This window comes from Streptomyces daqingensis, assembly GCF_014645895.1.
Classification (GTDB): domain Bacteria; phylum Actinomycetota; class Actinomycetes; order Streptomycetales; family Streptomycetaceae; genus Streptomyces; species Streptomyces daqingensis.
Genome location: NZ_BMMP01000009.1, coordinates 1 through 20,768, shown reverse-complemented (window position 1 = coordinate 20,768; position 20,768 = coordinate 1). Strand labels below are relative to the sequence as shown.

Annotated in this window: 13 protein-coding genes and 1 tRNA gene; 12 read left to right on the top strand and 2 right to left on the bottom strand. The window is 72.1% G+C overall.

Annotated elements, in window-relative coordinates; all coding sequences use genetic code 11:
• The first annotated feature begins 26 nt into the window (after nt 1–26).
• The 6 genes from IEY56_RS14575 to meaB all read left to right on the top strand — a co-directional run bounded on the left by IEY56_RS14575 (nt 27) and on the right by meaB (nt 8,157).
• Nucleotides 27–947 carry a universal stress protein gene (locus IEY56_RS14575; protein ID WP_189037613.1) on the top strand — a complete coding sequence of 307 codons (921 nt, stop codon included), beginning with the start codon at nt 27–29 and terminating at the stop codon, nt 945–947.
• Between the two features lie 24 nt (nt 948–971).
• Nucleotides 972–2,312 (top strand): nicotinate phosphoribosyltransferase, encoded by a 1,341-nt coding sequence (locus IEY56_RS14570; RefSeq protein WP_189037612.1) that lies wholly within the window; start codon nt 972–974, stop codon nt 2,310–2,312.
• A gap of 93 nt (nt 2,313–2,405) precedes the next feature.
• Nucleotides 2,406–2,705, top strand: coding sequence for a DUF1876 domain-containing protein (locus IEY56_RS14565; RefSeq protein WP_189037611.1), 300 nt, complete (start codon nt 2,406–2,408; stop codon nt 2,703–2,705).
• Nucleotides 2,706–2,958: 253 nt separating this feature from the next.
• Nucleotides 2,959–4,848, top strand: coding sequence for a methylmalonyl-CoA mutase family protein (locus IEY56_RS14560; RefSeq protein ID WP_189037610.1), 1,890 nt, complete (start codon nt 2,959–2,961; stop codon nt 4,846–4,848).
• Nucleotides 4,848–7,112 (top strand): methylmalonyl-CoA mutase, encoded by a 2,265-nt coding sequence (scpA, locus tag IEY56_RS14555; protein ID WP_189037609.1) that lies wholly within the window; start codon nt 4,848–4,850, stop codon nt 7,110–7,112. The genes IEY56_RS14560 and scpA overlap by 1 nt, the downstream gene beginning before the upstream one ends.
• A gap of 13 nt (nt 7,113–7,125) precedes the next feature.
• Nucleotides 7,126–8,157 (top strand): methylmalonyl Co-A mutase-associated GTPase MeaB, encoded by a 1,032-nt coding sequence (gene meaB / locus IEY56_RS14550; protein ID WP_189037608.1) that lies wholly within the window; start codon nt 7,126–7,128, stop codon nt 8,155–8,157.
• A gap of 125 nt (nt 8,158–8,282) precedes the next feature.
• Here the strand turns inward: meaB and IEY56_RS14545 are convergent, their stop codons facing one another.
• Nucleotides 8,283–9,020 carry a spermidine synthase gene (locus IEY56_RS14545; RefSeq protein WP_189037607.1) on the bottom strand — a complete coding sequence of 246 codons (738 nt, stop codon included), beginning with the start codon at nt 9,018–9,020 and terminating at the stop codon, nt 8,283–8,285.
• A gap of 450 nt (nt 9,021–9,470) precedes the next feature.
• Between IEY56_RS14545 and rhaI the strand changes: the two genes are divergently transcribed.
• The 3 genes from rhaI to IEY56_RS14530 all read left to right on the top strand — a co-directional run bounded on the left by rhaI (nt 9,471) and on the right by IEY56_RS14530 (nt 14,223).
• Nucleotides 9,471–10,643 (top strand): L-rhamnose isomerase, encoded by a 1,173-nt coding sequence (gene rhaI / locus IEY56_RS14540; RefSeq protein WP_189037606.1) that lies wholly within the window; start codon nt 9,471–9,473, stop codon nt 10,641–10,643.
• 5 nt (nt 10,644–10,648) lie between these two features.
• Nucleotides 10,649–12,694: a bifunctional aldolase/short-chain dehydrogenase gene (locus IEY56_RS14535; protein WP_189037605.1), complete on the top strand. Its 2,046-nt coding sequence runs from the start codon at nt 10,649–10,651 to the stop codon at nt 12,692–12,694.
• Between the two features lie 113 nt (nt 12,695–12,807).
• A complete protein-coding gene (locus tag IEY56_RS14530; RefSeq protein WP_189037820.1) occupies nt 12,808–14,223 on the top strand; it encodes a rhamnulokinase in 1,416 nt (471 codons plus the stop codon).
• Between the two features lie 37 nt (nt 14,224–14,260).
• Here the strand turns inward: IEY56_RS14530 and IEY56_RS14525 are convergent, their stop codons facing one another.
• Nucleotides 14,261–15,271 carry a LacI family DNA-binding transcriptional regulator gene (locus IEY56_RS14525; RefSeq protein WP_189037819.1) on the bottom strand — a complete coding sequence of 337 codons (1,011 nt, stop codon included), beginning with the start codon at nt 15,269–15,271 and terminating at the stop codon, nt 14,261–14,263.
• Between the two features lie 481 nt (nt 15,272–15,752).
• On the opposite strand from IEY56_RS14525, the gene IEY56_RS14520 reads away from it, so the two are divergent.
• The 3 genes from IEY56_RS14520 to IEY56_RS14510 all read left to right on the top strand — a co-directional run bounded on the left by IEY56_RS14520 (nt 15,753) and on the right by IEY56_RS14510 (nt 20,194).
• A complete protein-coding gene (locus IEY56_RS14520) occupies nt 15,753–17,045 on the top strand; it encodes an MFS transporter (protein WP_189037604.1) in 1,293 nt (430 codons plus the stop codon).
• Nucleotides 17,042–19,825, top strand: a complete 2,784-nt coding sequence (locus IEY56_RS14515; protein WP_189037603.1) for a family 78 glycoside hydrolase catalytic domain — start codon at nt 17,042–17,044, stop codon at nt 19,823–19,825. Before IEY56_RS14520 ends, IEY56_RS14515 begins: the two co-directional genes overlap by 4 nt.
• A 296-nt stretch (nt 19,826–20,121) precedes the next feature.
• A tRNA-Arg gene (locus IEY56_RS14510) sits at nt 20,122–20,194 on the top strand.
• Nucleotides 20,195–20,768: the final 574 nt, after the last annotated feature.

Here is a 20,768-nt window from a genome sequence, read left to right as displayed (position 1 = left end):
CGCTCACGGAAGCGGGAGGGAGAATCATGACCGAGTCCGTGACGGTCGGGGTGGACGGCACCCGGGAGAGCCACAGCGCCGTCGACTGGGCCGCCCGCGAAGCACTGACACGCGGCGTGCCGCTGCAACTGCTCCACATCCGGGAGGCCGGGGCGTACCCCTACTCCCCCATCGCCGACGACGAGGTAGAGCGCGAGTGGGCGCAGAACCTCGTCAACGAGGTGCTCGACGAACTCAACCGCCGCGCCCCGGAGCTGAACGTGGAGGTCGAGATGGCTGCCGGGCGGCCGTCCCACGTACTCGCCGACGCGTCAGCGGAGACCGGCCTGCTCGTACTCGGCTCGCGCGGCCTGAGTTCCCTGCTGGGTTTCATCGTCGGATCGGCCGCGCTGCCGACCGTCGCACACTGCGCGTGCCCCGTCGTACTGGTGCGGGCGCATGCGGGCGACGCCCACTCCAGCGGTGACCATCAGGCGGAGACGCTCGCCGCGCTTCCCCTGCAGGAGCGGACGACGACGGGCGAGATCGTCCTGGGCGTCGATCTGCGGCACCCGTGTGACGAGCTGATGGCCTTCGCCTTCCAGGAGGCCGCCCTGCACTCGCTGCCGCTGCGCGTGCTGAACGCCTGGAGCGTGGGCGACCACCACCGCGCCATGCGCCCCAGTCCCATTCCTCCCGCGATGCAGGGCGAACTGCTCGCCGCGCAGAACGACGCGCTCACAGCCGCTCTGCGCCCTTGGAGCGAGCGGTACCCCGACATCAAGGTGCACGCCGAAGCGCTGACCGACCAGCCCGCGCATCTGCTCGTGGAGGCAGCCGCACAGGCGTCGATGCTGGTCGTCGGACGGCGCAACCGGCGCTCGCGGATCGGTACGCACGTGGGTTCCGTCACGCACGCCGTCATGCACCACGCCCGCGCTCCCCTCGCCGTCGTCCCGTACGGCTGAACCGTTCTCCGGAGGTGCCTGGAGATGTCCGATGCCAGGACCACTGACCTGTACGAACTGACGATGGCGATGTCGTACGTGCGGGAGGGCATGACCGGTCCCGCCACCTTCAGTCTCTACGTGCGCGACCTGCCACCTGACCGGGGCTTCCTGGTCGCCGCCGGGGTCGAACCCGTCCTCGACCACCTCGCCGGATTCCGGATCGGACCCGACGACATCGACGCCTTCGCGGCCGCGCTCGGCCGTCCGCCCCGCGACCTCGTGCCCCTGCTCGGCATCGCCTTCCGCGGAGAGGTGCGTGCCGTCCCCGAGGGGAGCCTGGTCTTCGCGAACGAGCCGCTGCTGGAGATCACCGCGCCGCTGCCGGTCGCCCAGCTCGTCGAGACGTACGTGCTGAACCTGATCAGCCATCAGACGGCGATCGCGTCGAAGTCCGCGCGGTGCGTTCTCGCCGCCGGCGGCCGTCCCGTCGTGGACTTCTCCCTGCGCCGTACGCACGGGCCGTGCGCCGGGTTCGACGCCGCCCGGCTCGGGGCGCTGGTGGGCTTCGCCGGGACGAGCAACGTGGCGGCGGCGACGTCGCTGGGGCTGCCCGCCGTCGGCACCATGGCCCACTCGTACGTAGAGGCGTTCGGCTCCGAGGAGACGGCGTTCCGCGCCTTCTCCCGCGCACACCCCGGCCCTGTCACCTATCTGGTCGACACCTACGACACTGAGGAAGGCGTGCGTACGGCGGCGCGGGTCCTCAAGTCGCTCGGCCTGGGCGCCGGTTCGGCGGTCCGGCTGGACAGCGGCGACCTGGGCGCGCTGGCCGTACGGTCCCGCCGCATCCTGGACGCCGCCGGGCTGCCGGAGGTGCAGATCGTCGTCAGCGGCGGCCTCGACGAGACGAAGGTGGAGCGCCTGGTGCGGGAGCGCGCCCCTGTCGACGTCTTCGCCGTCGGCACGAAGGTGGGCGTCTCCGCGGACGCGCCCTACCTGGACTCGGCCTACAAAATGGTCGCCTACGACGGCCGCCCCGTGATGAAGCTGTCCGCGAAGAAGACCACGGCCCCCGGCGCCAAGCAGGTCTTCCGCCGCCACGGCTTCGCCGACACGCTCGCGCTCGCGGACGAGCCGGCTCCGGCGGGGGCGCGTCCGCTGCTGCGCCCCGTGATGCGGGACGGAGAGCGCGTCGCTGCGGCGCCCCCGCTGCGGGAGGCGCAGGACCGGTTCGCGGCGGACCTCGCCGAACTGCCGCAGGAGGCGCGGAGGATCGCCCGCCCGGTGGCGCCGGAGCCCCTGGAATCGGACCGCCTGCGGAGCCTGAGCGAGCTGGTGCGGCAGCGCATCCAAAGCGAATACCTCGCGCCGCAGGGCGCATAGACAGCCGGCCGGGGCACCGGGAGACCGGCCCGGGCGGGCCGTCCCCGGCCCCCGGGAGCCGGCGCGGCAACGGAACCAGCCGAGGAGGACACCATGGCCACCACGCGGGAGTGGAACGTACGGATATTCATCTTCGAGGAGGAGGGCACCACCACGGCGCGTGCGGTGCTGGACACCGGCGAGTCGACGATCACCGGCCGCGGTGTCGCGCGCTGCAACCCCGAGGACGTCGACATCCCCGAGATCGGCGACGAACTGGCGGCGAGCCGGGCGATGGCCGAACTGGGGCGGCAGTTGATGCGGGTGGCCGACCGCGACCTGCAGGGCGTGGGCGCCGGCCCGCTGCCTCCCAGGACGCAGGCGTCCTTCGGATGGCCGGACCCGAATCTCTGAGGCACGGCCCGGCGGCGGCCCGTCCGGGGGATCCTCGGGCGCCTGTCCGGGGGCGGCCCGCCTCGTGCGCCGCCCGCACGGTGTCCGCCCAGTCGCTCCGTCAGCCACCGCACGGCGGCGCGGCGTCGGCACGCGCTCGGCCCCGCGCGGGCGGCCCGGGGAGCGGCTTCGGACGTCCGGCTTCACATCCGAGCGTCCAAGGTCACATCCGTTCCCGCTCCCGGCTGAGCGGGCGCTCGCCTAGCCTTGCGCCATGACGGTCCTGCCTGACGACGAGTTCTCCCTCGCCGCCGAGTTCCCCGACGCGAGCCGCGACGACTGGCGGCGCCTCGTGGAAGGCGTGCTGCGCAAGACGGGTGCCGCGGAAGCCTCCGGACCGGCGGTCGAGGACGTCCTCGCCACCGAGCTGGAGGACGGGCTCACGGTCCGCCCGCTGTACACGTCCTCCGACTTCGCCGGTGACGCCGGCTGCCCGGGCGCGCCTCCGTTCGTGCGCGGCGGCAAGCCGGAAGGCAACGCCCTCACGGGCTGGGACGTACGTCAGCTCCACCGGCAGCCCGACGCGGCGCGCTGCAACGAGGAGATGCTCGCCGACCTCGAGAACGGCGTGACGTCGCTGTGGGTCTCGGCCGGCGCCGCGGGCGTCCCCGTCGAGCGGCTGCCGGACGCCCTGGACGGCGTCCACCTCGACCTCGCCCCGGTCCATCTCGACGCGGGGGCCGAATTCGACGCCGCCGCACGGGAGTTGCTGCGGCTCTACGAGACGCGTTCCGTCCCGCCCCGCGCCGCGCTCGGCAACCTCGGCGCCGATCCGCTGGGCCTGCTCGCCCGTACCGGCGACGCGTCGGACCTCGACGGGCAGTGCGCGAGCGCCGCCCGCCTCGCCGAGACCTGCCACGGCGGCTATCCGGGGCTGCGGGCCCTCACCGTCGACGCTCTGCCGTACCACGAGGCGGGCGGCTCCGCCGCTCAGGAGCTGGGCGCCTCGCTCGCCACCGGCGTCGCCTACCTCCGTGAACTGACCGCCGCGGGCCTCACGGCCGAAGCGGCATGCGCGCAGCTGGAGTTCCGGTACGCGGCCACCGCGGACCAGTTCCTGACCACCGCCAAGCTGCGCGCCGCGCGGCGCCTGTGGGCCCGCGTCGCCCAAGTCTGCTCCGTCGGCCCGGCCGGCGCGGCGCAGCGGCAGCACGCCGTCACGTCGAGGGTGATGATGGCCCGCCGGGACCCGTGGGTGAACATGCTGCGCACGACCGTCGCGTGCCTGGCCGCGGGCGTCGGCGGGGCCGACGCGGTGACCGTCCTGCCCTTCGACTCGGCGCTCGGCCTGCCCGACGCCTTCGCGCGCCGCATCGCGCGCAACACCTCCTCGATCCTGCTGGAGGAATCGCACCTGGCGCAGGTGATCGATCCCGCGGGCGGCTCCTGGTACGTGGAGCGGCTGACGGACGAACTCGCCCGCAAGGCATGGGAGTTCTTCCAGGAGATCGAGAACGCGGGCGGCCAGGCGGCGGCTTGGCGGTCCGGTCTGGTCGCGGAACGGCTCGCTCAGTCGTGGGAGCGGCGCAGCGCCGATCTGGCGCACCGCCGTGAACCGGTCACCGGCGTCAGCGAGTTCCCCCATCTCGCCGAGGAGCCCGTCCAACGCGCCCCGGCGCCGCCCGAGCCCGGCGGGGGGCTTCCGAAGGTACGCCGCGACGAGGCCTTCGAGGAGCTGCGTGCCCGCTCTGACGCCCACCTCGCCGCCACCGGCGCCCGTCCCCGCGTCTTCATCGCGGCGCTCGGCCCGGCCGCGGCGCACACGGCACGCGTCGGGTTCGCCGCCAACCTCCTGCAGGCGGGCGGCATCGAGCCCGTCCACGAGCCCGAGACGGTCGGCGAGGCCGACGTGGCGGAGGCGTTCACGGACAGCGGGGCGAAGGCCGCGTGCGTGTGCTCCAGCGACAAGCTGTACGCCGAGCAGGCCGAGGGTGTCGCCGCCGCGCTGGTCGCGGCGGGCGCGGACCCGGTGCTGCTCGCGGGGCGGCCGTCCGGGGCGGAACGCGAGGCGTATCTGCGGGCCGGCGTCGGCGAGTTCGTCTACTCGGGCGGCGACGCCGTCGCCCTCCTCTCCTCCGTCCTCGACCGATTGGGAGTGGCCTGATGCAGGGCGCGGCACAGCAGCCTGGTGCGGGGGACGCCGTCCCCGACTTCTCCGGGATCGCCCTCGACGGGCCGGACGGGGGTGCGCCGGCAGCCTCCGGGAACGGTGAACAGGCCTATGGGGCATGGCAGTCGGCCGTGCAGGAGAGCACCGGCAAGAGCGAGAGCGACCTCGTGTGGGAGACCCCCGAGGGCATCGCCGTCAAGCCGCTGTACACCGAAGGGGACGTCGCGGGGCTGGACTTCCTGGAGACGTACCCCGGCATCGCGCCGTACCTGCGGGGCCCGTACCCCACGATGTACGTCAACCAGCCGTGGACCATCCGCCAGTACGCGGGGTTCTCCACGGCGGAGGAGTCGAACGCCTTCTACCGGCGCAACCTCGCGGCGGGGCAGAAGGGCCTGTCCGTCGCGTTCGACCTGCCCACGCACCGGGGTTACGACAGCGACCATCCGCGCGTGACCGGTGACGTCGGCATGGCGGGCGTCGCGATCGACTCCATCTACGACATGCGTCAGCTCTTCGACGGCATCCCGCTGGAGAAGATGAGCGTGTCGATGACGATGAACGGCGCCGTGCTGCCCGTCCTCGCGCTGTACATCGTCGCCGCCGAGGAGCAGGGCGTACCGCCCGAGAAGCTGGCCGGGACCATCCAGAACGACATCCTCAAGGAGTTCATGGTCCGCAACACCTACATCTATCCGCCGCAGCCCTCGATGCGGATCATCTCCGACATCTTCGCGTTCACCTCGCAGCGGATGCCGCGCTACAACTCCATCTCGATCTCCGGCTACCACATCCAGGAGGCGGGCGCGACAGCCGACCTGGAGCTCGCCTACACCCTCGCCGACGGTGTCGAGTACCTGCGCGCGGGCCTCGACGCCGGGCTGGACGTCGACGCCTTCGCGCCGCGCCTGTCGTTCTTCTGGGCGATCGGCATGAACTTCTTCATGGAGATCGCGAAGCTGCGTGCGGGCAGGCTGCTGTGGGCCAGGCTGGTGAAGAAGTTCGGACCGCGGAACCCCAAGTCGCTGTCGCTGCGCACCCATTGCCAGACCTCCGGCTGGTCGCTCACCGCGCAGGACGTCTACAACAACGTGGCCCGCACCTGCGTCGAGGCGATGGCCGCCACCCAGGGCCACACGCAGTCGCTGCACACCAACGCCCTCGACGAGGCCCTCGCCCTCCCGACGGACTTCTCCGCGCGCATCGCCCGCAACACGCAGCTGCTGCTGCAGCAGGAGTCGGGCACCGGACGCGTCATCGACCCGTGGGGCGGCAGCGCGTACGTCGAACGCCTCACGCACGACCTGGCCCGCCGGGCGTGGCAGCACATCGAGGAGGTGGAGGCGGCCGGGGGCATGGCGAAGGCCATCGACGCCGGCATCCCCAAGCTCCGCGTCGAGGAGGCCGCCGCCCGCACTCAGGCGCGGATCGACTCCGGACGGCAGGCGCTGATCGGCGTCAACAAGTACCGCGTCGACAGCGACGAGAAGATCGACGTCCTCAAGGTCGACAACTCCGCGGTCCGCGCCCAGCAGATCGACAAGCTCCGCCGGCTGCGCGAGGAACGCGACGAGGACGCCTGCCAGGACGCGCTGCGCGCCCTGACCGCGGCGGCGGCCGAGGGGCACCGCTCCGGCGGCGGGCTGGAGGGCAACCTCCTGGCGCTCGCGGTGGACGCGGCCCGTGCGAAGGCCACCGTCGGCGAGATCTCCGACGCCCTGGAGAAGGAGTACGGGCGCCACGCGGGGCAGATCCGTACGATCTCCGGCGTGTACCGCGACGAAGCAGGGACCTCACCGGGTGTGGAGCGCACGCGTGCCCTCGTGGAGGCGTTCGAGGAGGCCGAGGGGCGGCGCCCGCGCATCCTCGTCGCCAAGATGGGCCAGGACGGCCACGACCGCGGGCAGAAGGTCATCGCGACGGCCTTCGCAGACCTGGGCTTCGACGTCGACGTCGGCGCGCTGTTCCAGACGCCCGCGGAGGTGGCGCGGCAGGCGGTGGAGGCCGACGTGCACATCGTCGGCGTCTCCTCGCTGGCCGCCGGGCACCTCACGCTCGTGCCGGCGCTGCGGGAGGAGCTGGCCGAGGCCGGCCGGGAAGACGTCATGATCGTCGTCGGCGGCGTGATCCCGCCGCAGGACGTCGAGGCGCTGAAGGAGATGGGCGCCGCGGCCGTCTTCCCGCCCGGCACCGTGATTCCGGACGCGGCGCACGGCCTGCTCCAGAGCCTGGCCGGCGCGCTCGGCCACGAGCTGTGATCCAGTGCGGCCCATGGCACCGAAAGCACCCGCGATCGACATCGACGGCTACGCCGACGGCGTCCTCGCCGGCTCCCGAGCACACATCGCCCGCGCGATCACGCTCGTGGAGTCCGGTAAGGCCGCCCACCGGGAACTCGCCCAGCAGCTGCTGACCCGGCTGCTGCCCCACGCCGGGGGCGCCGTGCGGGTCGGCATCAGCGGCGTGCCCGGCGTCGGCAAGTCCACGTTCATCGACGCGCTGGGCAGCATGCTGACCGGGCTCGGCCACCGCGTCGCCGTCCTCGCCGTCGACCCGTCCTCCAGCCGCACCGGCGGCTCCATCCTCGGCGACAAGACCCGCATGGCGCGGCTCGCCGTCGACCCGGCGGCGTTCGTGCGGCCCTCCCCCACCTCGGGGACGCTCGGCGGAGTCGCCCGCGCCACCCGCGAGACGATGATCGTCATGGAGGCGGCCGGGTACGACGTGGTGCTCGTGGAGACCGTCGGCGTGGGCCAGTCGGAGACGGCCGTGGCCAACATGGTCGACTCGTTCCTGCTGCTCACCCTCGCCCGCACCGGAGACCAGCTGCAGGGCATCAAGAAGGGCGTGCTGGAACTCGCCGACGTCGTCGCCGTCAACAAGGCCGACGGGCCGCACGAACGCGACGCCCGCTCCGCCGCCCGCGAGCTCTCCGGCGCCCTGCGGATGCTCCAGGGGCCGGACGCCGCCTGGCGGCCGCCCGTCCTCACCTGCAGCGCCCGGGAGGGCACCGGCCTCGACACCGTCTGGGAACGCCTCCGGGCGCATCGCGAACTCCTGAACTCCGACGGCGAGTTGACACGGAAGCGACGCGAGCAGCAGGTCGAGTGGGTCTGGTCCATGGTCCGCGAGCAGCTCCTCGCGAGCCTCCGCGACGACCCCGAGGTGCGGAAGCTCGCCCCCGTCCTCGAACAGCGGGTCAGGGACGGCGAGTTGCCGGCGTCGCTGGCGGCGGAACGGCTGCTGCGCACCTTCCGCGGCAGCGGCGGGGAGCCGGACGCGGACGACGGACGGGGCGGCTGAGAGACGACGGCCAGGGCTCTGCGGCCGTCCTCACCGTTTCGGGAATCCCCCGCGCGGGGCCGGAAGTTCCGCACCACTGTGACCGCTGGCAGCCCGCGGCCCTCCCCATCCGGGAGGAGACACCCCTACGGCCGGCCCGCCCCGTCACCACCGCGCGCCACGTAGACGGTGTTCGTGGCGGTGCCGCCGGTCAGCGGATTGGCGAACGTCACGACATGCCCGGCCGCTTCGGCGAACACCTCCCGCAGCGAGGCGGCGAACGCATCGTCCGGCGGATCGTCGGACCACAGTGCGAACACGCCCTCCGGCTTCAACTGCCCGGCCAGCGCCCGCAGTCCGGCAGGACCGTAGAACGACGAGTGGCCCTCGGCCAGCACATGGTCGGGCGAGTGGTCGATGTCGACGAGCACCGCGTCGAAGCGGCGGCCCGGCTGCCCGGGGTCCAGCCCTTCGGCGCCGGCGGCCAGGGCGAAGAAGTCGCCGTGCACCAGCCGGCAGCGCGGGTCGGACGTCAACCGCTCGCCCAGCGGCACGAGTTGACGCTCGTGCCAGTCGATCACCGTCTCCAGGCCCTCGATCACCGTCAGCGAGGCCACCCGCTCCTCCCGCAGCACGGCCTCCGCCGTGTAGCCGAGGCCCAGTCCGCCCACCACGACGTCCAGCCCGCCCGCGCCGGGGTGCGCCGCCAGGCCAAGCTCCGCGAGCGCCACCTCACCGGCCGTGAACAGGCTCGACATGAGGAACTCGTCGCCCAGCTTGACCTCGTGGACCTCCACGTCCGAGCCCGGCAGCCGCCGGCGCCGCAGGCTGATCTCCCCCATCGGCGTCGCACGCCAGTCGATCTCCTCGAAACGTGCGCTCATCTCTCCCGCTCTCCTGCCGACGCCGTGCGAACGCGCCGCCCGCCGGACGGGCGGTGGCGCGACGCCCCGACCGTACAGGCCTCGCCGGCAGACCCCCGGGCCGTACGCGGCGCGAGACGGGCACGGCCCGGGGCCCCGCCGCGGAGGGCTGCCCGTCGTCCGCTGGCCGCCCCTCCCCCGCGGCTTCACACGCCTTCTGGAGGCAGCTCACCGGCACCGCACGGCCACGGACACAATGAATTGTTTCAATCCACCAGGGCCAGGGAAGCCGGAGGCCGGACAATGGGCCTCAAGTGGCCGTACTACAGGCAGGTCGTCGGCCCCGGCGCCGCAAGCCTTGACGGCCGCGGAGGACTGGCCCTACGTTTCCGGCATCGCGTATTGAATCGTTTTGCATGTGCCCCGGTCGGCCCTCACGGGCCCGGGCATCGCTCCGCGCAGAGGAGACGTATGTCAGACCCCGACCTGACGGCCGTCGAGGCCGCCCTCCAGTCCCAGCGGATCGAGACGCCCTCGTGGGCCTACGGCAACTCGGGCACCCGGTTCAAGGTGTTCGCACAGCCGGGCGTTCCCCGCACCCCCGAGGAGAAGCTCGACGACGCCGCACGCGTCCACGAGCACACCGGGGTCGCGCCGAGCGTCGCGCTGCACATCCCCTGGGACAAGGTGGACGACTACGGCGCGCTGGCCGCCCACGCGAAGGACCGGGGCCTGCGCCTGGGCACGATCAACGCCAACGTCTTCCAGGACGACGACTACAAGCTCGGATCCGTCACGCACCCGGACGCCGCGGTCCGCCGCAAGGCGCTGGACCACTTGTTGGAGTGCGTCGACATCATGGACGCGACCGGCTCACGCGACCTGAAGCTGTGGTTCGCCGACGGCACCAACTACCCGGGCCAGGACGACATCCGCGCGCGCCAGGACCGGCTGGCCGAGTCGCTGACAGCGGTGTACGACCGCCTCGGCGAAGGTCAGCGGATGCTTCTGGAGTACAAGTTCTTCGAGCCCGCCTTCTACACCACCGACGTCCCCGACTGGGGCACCGCCTACGCCCACTGCCTGCGCCTCGGCCCGAAGGCGCAGGTCGTCGTGGACACCGGCCACCACGCGCCGGGCACCAACATCGAGTTCATCGTCGCGCTGCTGCTGCGCGAGGGGAAGCTCGGCGGATTCGACTTCAACTCGCGCTTCTACGCCGACGACGACCTGATGGTCGGCTCGGCCGACCCCTTCCAGCTCTTCCGCATCATGTACGAGGTGGTGCGCGGAGGAGCCCTGGAGGAGGACGCGGGCATCGCCTTCATGCTCGACCAGTGCCACAACATCGAGCCGAAGATCCCCGCCATCATCCGCTCGGTCATGAACGTCCAGGAAGCCACCGCCAAAGCCCTCCTCGTGGACCGTGAGACGCTCGCCGTCGCGCAGCGCTCCGGGGACGTGCTCGGGGCGAACGCCGTGCTGATGGACGCCTACAACACCGACGTGCGGCCTCTGCTCGCCCGGATCCGCCAGGAGCGGGGCCTCGGCCCCGACCCCGTCGCGGCGTACCACCGCTCCGGCTGGGCGGAGAAGATCACCGGCGAACGCAAGGGCGGCCGGCAGGCCGGCTGGGGGGCGTAATCCGCATGACCGCACAGCACTCCCGGACCGTCGACGCCCTCCTCGCCCGCTCGCACCGGCTCGGCGCCGACCCCCGCAACACCAACTACGCGGGCGGCAACACCTCCGCGAAGGGCACCGCCCCCGACCCCGTCACCGGCTCGGACACCGAACTGCTGTGGGTGAAGGGCTCCGGCGGCGACCTCGGCACCCTCACCGCGGGCGGCCTCGCCGCCCTGCGCCTCGACCGGCTGCGCGCGCTCAAGGCCGTCTACCCGGGGGTGGAGCGCGAGGACGAGATGGTCGACGCCTTCGACTACTGCCTGCACGGCAGGGGCGGCGCCGCTCCCTCGATCGACACCGCCATGCACGGCCTGGTCGAGGCCGCGCACGTGGACCATCTGCACCCCGACTCCGGAATCGCCCTGGCCTGCGCGGCCGACGGGGAGCGGCTCACCCGGGAATGCTTCGGCGACAGCGTGGTGTGGGTCCCGTGGCGGCGCCCCGGCTTCCAGCTCGGCCTGGACATCGCCGCCGTGCAGGAGGCCCACCCGCAGGCGGTCGGCTGCGTCCTCGGCGGGCACGGCATCACCGCGTGGGGCGCGACGAGCGAGGAGTGCGAGCGGAACTCGCTGCACATCATCCGCACCGCCGAGAGCTTCCTCGAACAGCACGGCCGCGCCGAGCCGTTCGGGCCCGTACGCGAGGGATGCGAACCTCTTCCCGAGGCGGAGCGACGTGAACGGGCCGCGGCGCTGGCGCCGTTCGTACGCGGCCTGGCCTCCACCGACAACCCGCAGGTCGGCCACTTCACGGACTCCGAGGCGGTGCTGGACTTCCTCTCCCGCGAGGAGCACCCGCGGCTCGCCGCGCTCGGCACGTCCTGCCCGGACCACTTCCTGCGTACGAAGGTGCGCCCGCTCGTCCTCGACCTGCCCGCGCGGGCCCCGCTCGACGAGGCCGTGGACCGCCTGCGCGAACTGCACGAGGCCTACCGCGCCGAGTACCGGGAGTACTACGAGCGGCACGCCGTGCCCGGCTCTCCCGCCATGCGGGGCGCCGACCCCGCCGTCGTGCTGGTGCCGGGCGTGGGCATGTTCACGTTCGGCAAGGACAAGCAGACAGCGAGGGTGGCGGGCGAGTTCTACGTCAACGCCGTGAACGTGATGCGCGGCGCCGAAGCCGTCTCGTCCTACGCGCCCATCGAGGAGTCGGAGAAGTTCCGCATCGAGTACTGGGAGCTGGAGGAGGCCAAACTGCGCCGCATGCCCGCCCCGAAGCCGCTGGCGACGCGAGTGGCGCTGGTGACGGGCGCCGGTTCGGGCATCGGACGGGCCGTGGCGCGGAGGCTGGTGGCCGAGGGCGCCTGCGTCGTCGTGGCCGACCGGGCGGCGGACAGCGCGGCCGAGACCGCCGCCGGACTGGGCGGGCCCGACAAGGCCGTCGCCGTCACGGTCGACGTCACCTCGCAGGAGCAGATCGCCGCGGCGTTCCGTGAGGCGGCGCTGGCCTTCGGCGGCGTGGACCTCGTGGTCAACAACGCCGGCGTCTCCCTGTCGAAACCGCTGCTGGAGACCACGGCGGACGACTGGGACCTGCAGCACGGCATCATGCCGCGCGGCTCCTTCCTGACCTCGCGCGAGGCGGCCCGCATGATGCGCGCGCAGGGCATGGGAGGCGACATCGTCTACATCTCCTCCAAGAACGGCGTCTTCGCCGGTCCGGACAACATCGCCTACGGTGCCGCGAAAGCAGACCAGGCACACCAAGTGCGCCTTCTCGCAGCAGAGTTGGGTCAGGACGGAATCCGCGTCAACGGCATCAACCCCGACGGCGTCGTACGCGGCTCCGGCATCTTCGCGGGCGGCTGGGGCGCCCAGCGGGCGGCCGTCTACGGCGTACCCGAGGAGCGGCTCGGCGAGTTCTACGCCCAGCGCACCCTCCTCAAGCGCGAAGTGCTGCCCGAGCACGTCGCCAACGCCGTCTTCGCCCTGACCGGCGGCGACCTCAGCCACACCACGGGGATGCACGTTCCCGTCGACGCGGGTGTGGCCGCCGCCTTCCTGCGCTGATCCCCGCTCCCGACGATCCGAGGTCCGCCACCGTGCCACCGCCCGCACCCGCAGCGTCCCCCGCGACCGGCTCGTACGCGGCCGTCGACCTCGGTGCGTCCAGCGGCCGCGTCATGACCGGCCACGTCGGGCCGGGAACCGTGGAGCTGCGGGAGGTCCACCGCTTTCCCAACAGGCCGGTGCGTACGGGCGGAACACTGCACTGGGACGTGCTCGCCCTCTACCAGGGCGTCCTCGACGGGCTCCGCGCCGCCAGCCCCGTCGACTCGGCCGGCGTCGACTCCTGGGCCGTCGACTACGGCCTCCTCGACGCGCACGGCGCGCTGCTGGGCAACCCCGTCCACTACAGGGATGCCCGCACGGACGGCATGGCGGCCCGCGTCTCGGAACGGATCACGCCCGAGGAGCTGTACGCGCACACCGGCCTGCAGCACCTCCCCTTCAACACCCTCTACCAGCTCGCCGCCGCCCGCGGCACACCCCAACTCGCCGCCGCACAGCAGCTGCTGCTCATACCCGACCTGCTCTCGTACTGGCTGACGGGCGTACGCGGCACCGAGCTGACCAACGCCTCCACCACCCAGCTCGTCGACCCGCGCACCCGGGACTTCTCACCGGCTGTCGCCGAGGCCGCAGACATCGAGCTGTCGCTCTTCCCTCCGCTGCGGCAGCCGGGCGACCCCGCCGGCGAGCTGCTGCCCGAAGTGCTGGAGGAGACGGGCCTGACGGGACCGGTGCCCGTCACCGCCGTCGCCTCCCACGACACCGCCTCCGCGGTCGCCGCCGTGCCGGCCGCGACCGGCCGTTTCGCCTACATCGCCACCGGCACCTGGTCGCTGGCCGGCCTCGAACTGACCTCGCCGGTGCTGTCGGACGAGAGCAGGCAGGCGAACTTCACCAACGAGCTCGGCGTCGACGGCACCGTCCGCTACCTGCGCAACATCATGGGCCTGTGGCTGCTCCAGGAGTGCCTGCGGACCTGGGAGTCGCAGGGGCGGCCACAGGACCTGGAGACGCTGCTCCGCGACGCCGCGGCCGCCCCGCCCCTGCGGTCGGTGATCGACGCGGGCGATCCCCGGTTCCTCGCACCCGGCGACATGCCCCGGCGCATCGCCGACGCCTGCCGCCGCACCGGCCGCCCCGTCCCGGAGGACCCGGCCGGGTACGCACGGTGCGTGTTGGACTCGCTCGCCCTGGCACACCGGTTGGCCGTCGAGGACGCGCAGCGGCTGGCCGCCCGCGAGGTCGACGCCGTGCACGTCGTAGGGGGCGGGGTGCACAACGCGCTGCTGTGCCAACTCACCGCCGACGCCTGCCGGTTGCCCGTGACCGCGGGCCCGGCCGAGGCCTCGGCGCTCGGCAACGTCGTGGTGCAGGCACGGGCGCACGGCACGCTCCGGGGCGACATCGGCGACGTCAGGAGGGTGCTGCGCGGCGCCCTGCCGCTGCGGACGTACGAACCGTCCGGCGACCACGGCAGCCCGCAGGAGTGGGCACGTGCCGCTCAGCACCTCCGCACCAGGACCTGACGGCGCACTCCGCCGACGCGCCCGGGCGGGCGGCCGGTCACCGCCGACGGGGGAAAGTGGAGCGCCGCACGACGAGTTCGGGCTGGAACGTGATGCTCTGATGCACGTGCTCCGGGTTGCCGCTGGTCTCGTCGATCAGCAGCTCGGCCGCCGTCCGCCCCATCCGTACCGCGGGCTGCCGCACCGACGTGAGGGGGACCGCGGCGGCCGCGGCGAACTCGATGTCGTCGTAGCCGACGATCGAGACGTCCTCGGGCAGCCGCACGCCCGCCGCGAACAGCGTCTGCAGCACCCCGAGAGCGAGCAGGTCGTTGGAGCAGAAGATCGCGGTGGGACGGGAGTGCAGGCCAAGGAAGCGCGAGCCGGCGTCGCGCCCCGACGCCACGTCGTCCGCGCGGTTCTCCAGCACCGTCAGCCCCTCGGGCTGGAGCCCGGCGTCGCCGAGGGCCTTCAGCGCACCCGTCATCCGGTCCTGGCACTGCGCGAGGTGCAGCGGCCCGGTGACGTAGGCGATCGAGGTGTGGCCCCCGTCGATCAGATGCCGAACGGCCAGCTCGCCGCCGGCGACGTCGTCGACCGACACGGAGCACGCCTCGTCCGCGGCCACCACCCTGTCCACGAAGACGTAGGGCGTGCCGTGCCGCTGGAACGATCGCATCGTCTTGCCGGTGAGGTCCGCGGGCGTGATGAGCACGCCGCGCACGCGCTGCTCCGCGAACAGGGAGAGGTACAGCGCCTCGGCCGTCTCGTCCTGATCGCTGTTGCAGAGCATGACGCCGAGACCTTCGGCGCGGGCCGCCTGCTCGGCTCCCCGCGCGACGTCCACGAAGAACGGGTTGCCCATGTCGAGCACGAGCAGCGCCATGATGCGGCTCTGCCCGGCGCGGAGCTGGCGGGCGGACTCGCTGCGCACGTAGCCGAGTTCGTCGACGGCCGACATGACGCGAGCCCGCGTGTCGGGGGAGACCCGGTCCGGCCTGTTCAGCGCGTTCGACACGGTGCCGATGGACACGCCGGCCCGGCGCGCGACGTCCTTGATGCTGACCATGAAGGTGCCCCCGCCTCCGACGGCTGCCACCGGTGTGTTCCCACCGCTCTCACCTCGCACCATACTCCCGCGTCGAGAAATACGTTTCACACCGGTCGGGGACGCGTATCACGGGGGACGGGACGGCCCCCCGTCCACCGCACTGCCGGCGGACGGCGCGTCCGGTGCGGACCGACCCCTTTCCCCCTCTGGCCAGCCGTGATGTGCTACGTCAGGCCCGCCGCCGCCGTGCCGGGCCGCGGGTCCCCGCCGCCACGCGGGCGCGCCGACCGCAGGCGGGCGACCGCGCTGCTCACCGCGTGTGCGGGCGGCGGGTGACGGCCCGCCGGGAAGCAGCCGCGGCATCACATGGCGCCGCGACCAGCTCATAAAACGTTCACACGAACCTCGTTCCAGGTGTTGTCACCCATCCATGAGGCAACTACGGTGCCCGCTTAATACGTTTCAATGCCTGGCAGCAATGAGGACATAGGAGTCCGGCATGGCATCTACGGAAGCGGTCGGCACAGGTCCAGCCGACGACGGCGGGACGATCAGCCGGCAGCAGTGGAAGTGGGCGATCCTGGCCGGAATGGCCTCGTACATCGACGCCGGCTCCATCGTCGCGCTCAGCGCGGGGCTGTCCCTCTTCCAGTCCGAACTCGGCCTCAGCAGCGGGGCCGTCGGCGCGCTCGCCGCGATCGGCCCGAACGCCCTCGGGTGCGCACTGGGCGCTTTCATCGGCGGCCGCCTGGGCGACAAGCTGGGCCGCAAGCGCATCTACAAGTACGACCTGCTCGTCTACGCGGCGGGCGTGCTGATGATCGCGCTGTCGTTCAACTCGCCCACGCTGTTCATCGGCACGTTCATCGTGGGCGTCGCGGTAGGGGCCGACGTGCCCGCCTCCCTCGCCCTCGTGGGCGAGTTCTCACCGGCCAAGGCACGCGGCAAGCTGCTGGGCTTCACCCACCTCGCCTGGAACGCGGGCCCCCTGGTCGTACTGCTGCTCGCCTTCTTCCTCGCCCCGCTGGGCATGCTCGGGATCCGCATCGTGTTCCTGCACCTCGTGCTGGTCGCGATGGTCACGTGGGCCCTGCGCCAGGGGCTGACCGAATCCCCGCGGTGGAAGGAGGCCGCGGCCTCACAGGCCCCCGTCCAGCAGAAGCTCCGCAACCTGTTCAGGGGCGCGAACCTGCGGGCGCTGGTGTGGACCGTGACCATCTACGCGTTCTGGAACCTCGCCGCCGGCACCAAGGGCATCTTCAACCCGTACATCATCAAGTCCCTCGACGCGGGCAGTCAGGCGGTCAGCGTCGGCCTCACCGCCCTCGGCTTCGCGCTCGGCATCGTGGCGACCTGGGTGCTGTTCATGCGGCTCGCCGACCGCTCCCACACGATCCGCAAGCGCATGTGGGGCGTCGGCGCGCTGATGCAGGTCACGGCCTTCGCGATCTACCTGGTCCTCCCCTTCACCATCCCGGTGATCATCGGCAACATCCTCTTCTGGGCCGTGGGCGCCGCGCTCGCCGGAGAGGCGATGTACAAGGTCTTCAGCCAGGAGCTGTTCCCGACCATCCTGCGCGGTACCGCCCAGGGCCTCACCTTCGGCACCGCGCGGGTGCTGCTGGGCATCTGGAGCTTCTTCGTCCCCGTACTGGCGAGCACGGGGATCGAGCCCGTCGCGGGCCTGCTGGTGGTCTTCCTCGTGATCAGCGGCGCCGTGGGCTACTTCTTCATGCCCGACACCTCGGGCAAGTCACTCGAGCAGATCGAATCGGAGCGTGCCACGGCATGAACGCGAACGCCCCCACCATCAGCCCTGTCCGCTTCGAGCACCTCGACTCCCCACTCGGCATCGGCACACCCGCGCCCCGCCTGTCCTGGCAGACCGTCACCGACGACCCCGAGTGGCGCCAGACCGCGTACGAAGTGGAACTGAACGGCGAGACGACCGTCCGCGTCGAATCGGACGAGCAGGTCCTCGTCCCCTGGCCCTTCGAGCCGCTCCCCTCACGCACGCGGGCGTCCGTGCGGGTACGGGTGGCCTCCGGCGAGCGCTGGACGGAGTTCGGCGCACCCTCCGCCGTCGAGACGGGCCTGCTCGAACCCGGCGACTGGACGGGCCGCTTCATCACCCCCGCCGCCATCGGCCGCATCGGAGAGCCGGCACCCGTCGTGGCGCGGACCGCGGTCCTCCGCTCCGGCATCGCCTCCGCACGCCTCTACGCCACCGCGCACGGCCTCTACACGGCGACCCTGAACGGCAGCCAGGTCGGCGACCACGTACTCGCCCCCGGGTGGACGAGCTACCACAACCGGCTGCGCTACCAGACGTACGACGTCACGGACCTGCTGCGCGAAGGCGAGAACACGCTCGAGGTGCTGCTCGGCAACGGCTGGTACCGCGGCCGGATCGGCCTGGGCGGAGGCCGGCGGGCGACCTACGGCGACCGGCTGGCCCTGTGCGCCCAACTGGAAGTGACCTACCACGACAGCTCCCGCGACGTCATCGCCACCAACGGGCAGTGGACGGCCCGTGAGAGCGGCATCCTCGAGAACGAGCTGTACGACGGGCAGCGCACCGACCTGCGGGTACGCGAGCCGGCCGTCGACGGCGTGGACGTCCTCGACGCGGACCTCAGCCGCCTGACCGCACCCACGGGCCCACCCGTACGGGTCACCGAAGTGGTGCCCGCCGGCAGGGTCTTCCGGTCGCCGTCCGGCAAGACACTCGTCGACTTCGGGCAGAACCTCGTCGGCTGGGTGCGCCTCCGCGTGCGGAAGACGACGTCGGGCGACGAGGTCACCGTCCGCCACGCGGAGGTACTGGAGAACGGCGAACTGGGCGTCCGCCCGCTCCGCACGGCGAAGGCGACCGACAGCTACGTGCTCGCCGACGCCGAAGAGGCGCTGCTCGAACCCGGCCTGACCTTCCACGGCTTCCGCTACGCCGAGGTCACCGGCGTCCCCGGCCTCGAAGAGGGCGACGTCGAAGCGGTCGTCGTGGGCACGGACCTGCGCCGCACCGGCTGGTTCTCCTGCTCCGAACCGGACCTGGAACGCTTCCACGAGAACGTCGTGTGGAGCACGCGCGGCAACTTCCTCGACGTCCCGACCGACTGCCCCCAGCGGGACGAACGGCTCGGCTGGACCGGCGACATCCAGGTCTTCGCCCCCACCGCGAGTTTCCTCTTCGACACCGCCGGCTTCCTCGATTCCTGGCTCGCGGACCTCGCCGCCGAACAGCACCCGGACGGGTCGGTGCCGTGGGTGATCCCGGAGCTGCGGCACCCGCGGGAGAGGGTGAGCAACGAGAGCCCCACAGCGGCCGCCTGGGGCGACGCGACCGTGATCGTGCCGTGGGTGCAGTACCAGCGCTACGGCGACGCCGCACTCCTCGCACGGCAGTTCCCCAGCATGCGCAAGTGGGTCGAGAAGATCGCCTCACTGACCACGGACGGCATCTGGGCCGGAGGCTTCCAGTTCGGCGACTGGCTCGACCCCACCGCCCCGCCCGACGACCCGTTCGCCGCGAAGGCGGACCCCGACGCCGTCGCCACCGCACACCTCGCCCGGTCCGCCGAGATCCTCGCGGACACCGCCCGCGTACTGGGCCGCGAGACGGACGCCGACCACTACGCGTCGCTCGCCGCACGCACCCGGGAAGCCTTCGCCCGCGAGTACGTGACCGCCTCGGGCCGCATCGTCAGCGACGCACCGGCCCTGTACGCGCTGGCCCTCGAATGGGCGCTCCTGCCCGAAGCGTCCCAGCGGGAACGCGCCGCGGAGCAGCTCGCCGACCTCGTACGGGTCAACGGCTTCCGCATCAGCACCGGGTTCGTCGGCACCCCCCTGATCACGGACGCGCTCACCGCCGCGGGCCACCTCGGCCTGGCCTACAAGCTGCTGCTCGAACGCGGCTGCCCGTCGTGGCTGTACCCCGTCGGCATGGGCGCGACCACGATCTGGGAGCGGTGGGACAGCATGCTGCCCGACGGGTCGATCAACCCCGGCCAGATGACGTCGTTCAACCACTACGCGCTCGGCGCCGTCGCCGACTGGATGCACCGCGTCGTGGCCGGGCTCGCCCCCGCGGCCCCCGGCTACCGGGAGATCACGGTGCGGCCCAGGCCCCACAGCCGGCTCACACACGCCTCGGCACGGCACGAGACGCCCTACGGCCAGGCGTCGGTCGCATGGACGCGGGCAGACGGCCACCTCACCGTCGACGCCGAGGTGCCCGCCGGCACCCGCGCCACGGTGGACCTGCCGGGACGCGAGCCCTTCACCGTGAGCCACGGCCGGCACTCCTGGACGGTGCCCGACCCGAACGCAGCACCCGAACCGGCGCCGCGGACGGTACGCGAACTCATGGACAGCGAACTGTGGCCGAAGGCGGTCTCGATCCTCGTCGGCAACGGACTGGTGCACGACGCGGCTGAGGCAGCCAAACGCACCGACCGCTACCTCGACCTCCCGGCGGGCGACCTCCCCGGCCTGATCGCGGACAAGAACACCCGCGACCAAGTGGCGGGCGCCGTCAAGGAACTCGCGGAGCTGCTGGGCGCGGGGTGAGGGGTGATGACGCGGGTTGTCGGCGTGAGGGGTCGCCTGGCACGGGGCGCGACGCATCCCGGCGACGCGTCGCCGACGCCGGTACTGGTGTCAGGTGGCTGGGGCGGCTGGCGTTGAGGCACCGGCCCGCCTGCCGAGCGACGCCTGGCCGCTGCCTCCGCGCGAGCGGGGGCGCGGCAGCGGTGACGGTACGGCGTCAGCCACTTGCGTCACCACGCCGAGGCATCAGCTAACCTGTCCAGGGTCGCCCTCACGGGCGGCCCTGGAGCTCGCACCACCACCACGGTACGAGCCCCGCCTCCGTAGCTCAGGGGATAGAGCACCGCTCTCCTAAAGCGGGTGTCGCAGGTTCGAATCCTGCCGGGGGCACAGTGCCGGAAGAGGCCGAAAGCCCCCGCGATCACGGATCGCGGGGGCTTTGACAGTAGCGGTTGACGGCAGTCACTACTTCGTAGTGCCCCAAGATCTCGATCACGACCTCGCGGGGCGACGCCGACCGCGAAGAGCAGCGAAGCGCAACCGTGCCACGTGTCGTGTCACCGGGTCCTCGGAAGATCGGCTGTTGTCGTATCCGTCCGAAGGGATTGGTATGGGTTCTGCGGTTCGATCGGGCGACCACTCCGTGTAGTGAACACGTCATCGCAGTCTGGCCAGTTCGTTCCAGCGACTACCCACTCCACCGCCTGTCGCAGACGCTGCCAATTCAGCGGCGCGATGCACATAGGCGGGAGGGGAACCGTCTTCGGGCGACGATCCTTGGTCGTGTCGACGTACAGCATCTACGTACCGCTCTGGAACTGTCGCCGAACGGTCAGGGTTCGTCGTTCAATATCGATGTCCTGCCAGTGCAGCCCCAGGAACTCTCTCCCCCGTTATGTTTTTCGCGGTCCTGCAATGGGGCCGTTGGCCTCCGGGCCCGGCATGACTGTTGCCCCCTGTCGAA